The 3,808-nt window shown below is 37.6% G+C and carries 2 protein-coding genes; both read left to right on the top strand.

The window, feature by feature from the left end:
* Window positions 1-325: 325 nt before the first annotated feature.
* Window positions 326-1,084 (top strand): DUF6090 family protein, encoded by a 759-nt coding sequence (locus BFP75_RS07175; RefSeq protein WP_099544567.1) that lies wholly within the window; start codon window positions 326-328, stop codon window positions 1,082-1,084.
* A 393-nt stretch (window positions 1,085-1,477) separates the two neighbouring features.
* Window positions 1,478-3,607 carry a M28 family peptidase gene (locus tag BFP75_RS07170; protein ID WP_099544566.1) on the top strand — a complete coding sequence of 710 codons (2,130 nt, stop codon included), beginning with the start codon at window positions 1,478-1,480 and terminating at the stop codon, window positions 3,605-3,607.
* Window positions 3,608-3,808 lie beyond the last annotated feature (201 nt).

Here is a 3,808-nt window from a genome sequence, read left to right as displayed (position 1 = left end):
GGTCCGGGGACATGGAAAAGGTCCTGCCAGAGAAAAGATCGGTCGAACAGTGTACCTTCCAACTTCGCTTGTGTATGTCGATACCAATGAATAACTTGGGTGGAGCAGTTTGTTGTGTTTTCATATCTTTTGATTTTGGTGAATCTTAAAGATACTCGACAGGCTGCTTTTACATAGATGCTAACCGCAATTACGGCGGATTCGACTACGTCCGAATCCACTCGGAATTGCTAACGTCTGTGCTAAACCGAAAATTAACGCATATAAACCCGTAACTGACGGTTATACGAGACCGTTGTGCTTCATTATGACAAACCGCTAACCAATGATAAAATTCTTTAGGAAAATTAGGCAAAAACTGCTCTCTGAAAATAAATTCAGTAAGTATTTGATTTATGCAATCGGAGAAATTATCCTTGTCGTTATTGGAATTTTAATCGCACTACAAGTTAATAATTGGAATGAAAACAGAAAAAATAATAAAGTAGAAGAAAATTATTTAATTTCTCTAAAAGATGAGTTTGAATTTAATAAACAGAATTTAACTACGACTGTAACCCTAAATAACAGAAATGCGAATTTCGGACTACAAATACTCAAACATACTGGACCTTTTGAGCCAAAAATAAATAATAAAACTTTTGACTCATTATTGGTTAATACAATTGGATATGAAGTGGAGTTCAGACCTCGGAATGAAATAATTAACGAATTAATTTCTTCAGGAAGAATAGCCCTAATTAATAATTCAATATTGCGAACAGAATTATCTTCTTGGGCAGAAGCACTTCAAAGAATAAGGACTCAAGAATCAGAAGTTTCTAAATATAGATTTCAATTGTTGGACTTGACAATGAAAGAAATAAATCTTCGAGATGCTATCACAAATGCAACTGGAGGAATATTTGGAATAACTGAATCCAAATTTGAGAAAAAAAACAATCAACTTTTAACATCACAGGAATTTGAAAGTATTCTGACTTCCTTTATTGGTTCTTCAAAATTTGCAGACCAAAGATTCGATGTGATAGATAAAAAGATAGATTCGATATTAATATTAATAAAAAAGGAAATTAAAAAATAACGAAAGCACAACAATGTATAACCGCAATTACGGCGGATTCGACTGCGTCCGAATCCACTCGGAATTGCTAAAGTCTGTGCCAAACCGAAAATTAACGTATATTTATCCGTAACTGACGGTTATACGAGACCGTCGATGGCCATATCCCTTCGGGAACGCAAAATCACGTACATTGCACGCTTCCCTTTTGCTTATCGCCATCGATGGGCTTTGTACATTACACCCCATACCTAAGGAAGTTTTCCCTAATTTTAAACTGGCACTGGAGCAAAAGGTACGGCCATCGACTACACTTATAACCTATGAGGCGTAATGATGGCTCCTGGTGAGGCACGCCTCACACGCCATAAACAAAGCCCATTGGCAGCAATTTTTAAAAAATAATTAGACCATATGAAATTCACGACATTCTACTTTTTAGCATTGATTTTTAGTTCTCAGGTTTCTTTGGCACAAAATAATGGAGGAAATACAAGTTTAGTCGATCATCTCATCGAATTTTCTAAAACTTCATCGATAACAGGAAGAGAAGAACAGGCCGCTTCCTATATTCAAGCTTTGTTTAAGAATGCTGACCTGGAGAAAGATAAATTAGGGAATCTAATCCTCACCATTGGGACTGGTGAACCAAGGCGGTTGATTACGGTTCCTTTGGACGAACCAGGTTATGTTGTGAGCGAAATTTTGGATGATGGTTATCTGAAAATCAACCCGGTTGGATCAGGACATAATGGCAACTTGTATCATCAGTTTTTACAAGGACATGAAGTCAATATAAGTACTGAAAAGGGCTCTTTTATTGGTGTATCTACTGTACCCTCTGCACATTTTGAAGGGACTAGAACCCCGAGTGAAAATAACAAAGAAGTTTTCAAATGGCAGGAAGCCCGCCTAGACGTAGGAGAATCTACGGCATTGGATGTAACTAAAAAAGGGATTCAACTGCTAGATCCAGTGACGTTGAATAAAAAGCCTGTGATTATTGGGAATACGTTTATTGCCGCGAATTCGGCTAAAACCAAGTCTGCAGCAATTGCGTTGGCGATGGTAGCACAGCAATTGACTAAGAAGAACATTAAAGGAACCGTTGTTGTAGCTTGGACAGCACTTGAGTTGATTAATTCAAAAGGAATTGAAACTGTCATCAATAACTATGGTGTATTTGATGAAATCTATCGATTCAATAGGTTTCTAGAATCTGATGAAGTGAACAATAACAAATTGGTAGTCAATAGTACCCTTTTGAATAGAAACACTAATAATTTAGTCGCAGTTAAACCTACCACTTCATTTAGAATGCCGGCATCTACCGTAGAGTTTACAAAGCAAAGGATATATGAATATGGGTTTCCTTCCTTATATCCAGAAACCCCTGTTGAATTAGTTGCAATTTCTGATATAGAAAATTTGATTGCACATTGGATAACTATTTTTGGTACTGAGAAAAAACGAACTGAGTTACCACTGGTAAATCGTACAGATAATCTAGGTGCTTATAATAGCTTCCAAAATGAACACATTCTAATTTCTTCACTAATTGATCAATATGGTGTGAGTGGCGATGAAAATAAAGTACGAGAACTTATTTTGAGCAAATTGCCTATATGGGCAAACCCCAATGTTGATTCAAAAGGGAATATTAATCTAACTTTCGGACAAGGAGATGAGCATATTGTTTTTGTTGCCCACATGGATGAGACAGGGTATGTGGTGGATTCTATTAAAGACAATGGAACATTACTACTTCAGCCAAGGGGTGGGATGCTTAATTGGTTGTGGGAAGCTCAACCAGCATTGATTCATGTTAACGGAAATCCAATTGACGGGGTATTTGAACCCAGAGCTGATTATAAAACAGCTATAAAAAGGTCATTTACAGAACCACTTGCTGTCAATGCTGGCTTCACTTCAAAGAACCAGGCTGAGGAAGCTGGAATAAGGGAAGGTTCCACCACTGTAACAATGCCTAAAAAGATGATCCGGCTAAGTGAAAACAGAGCGACCGCCCGCGGGTTCGATGACCGAGTGGGGTGTGCAGCATTATTGATGAGTTTGTCCGATTTAAATCCTGATCTCTTGAGTCAGAAAGTCACTTTTGTTTGGTCTGTTGAAGAAGAAACAGGTTTGTCTGGTTCCTCATTCGCTGCAAAAACTCTCAGCAATGCCACAACGGTATACCCTATTGACACCTATGTATCCTCAGATGACCCATATTCTAGCGAGACATTTGCAAATTGTCCTTTAGGAAATGGGGCAGTAATTAGAGTATTGGAAAGTATAAATTTCATAAGTAGAGCAAATTTAAAAGAAACTCAAAGTCTTGCAGCCCAAAATAAAATCAAGGTGCAATATGGAATGACTGTAGGAGGTACAGATGGTCAAGCCTTTCTTGGCTATGGTATTCCTTCAATTCCATTGTCTTGGCCAGGGAGGTATTCTCATTCCCCAATTGAAGTAATGGATTATCGAGACATGAATAATCTTGTGTCATTAATAAAAGCTTTACTAAAAGAAAGTAAATAAAATATCACTATTGAACATAAGTCGAGTAGGTAAAGGGGGGTTTCACCCCTAAACCTCTCACAGAACCGTACGTGATACTCTCGCATCATACGGCTCTTCTTAACAAGTCAAGGCTTAAATCCATATTGCCAATGCACAAATAGATTAGGATAATGCTTTGCAGTTTCCTGTAACCATTTGTAAGCAAAGAACCAATGTTTT

The sequence above is a fragment of the Maribacter sp. 4G9 genome (assembly GCF_002742265.1).
In the GTDB taxonomy this organism is placed as follows: Bacteria; Bacteroidota; Bacteroidia; order Flavobacteriales; family Flavobacteriaceae; genus Maribacter.
Note: the sequence above shows the minus strand (reverse complement) of the source record. Positions and strands in the feature narration are given on the sequence as shown.

What these genes read in the sequence shown, in the direction of transcription:
- BFP75_RS07175 (WP_099544567.1), top strand. Translation starts at nt 326, where the DNA reads ATGATAAAATTCTTTAGGAAAATTAGGCAAAAACTGCTCTCTGAAAAT.
- BFP75_RS07170 (WP_099544566.1), top strand. Translation starts at nt 1,478, where the DNA reads ATGAAATTCACGACATTCTACTTTTTAGCATTGATTTTTAGTTCTCAG.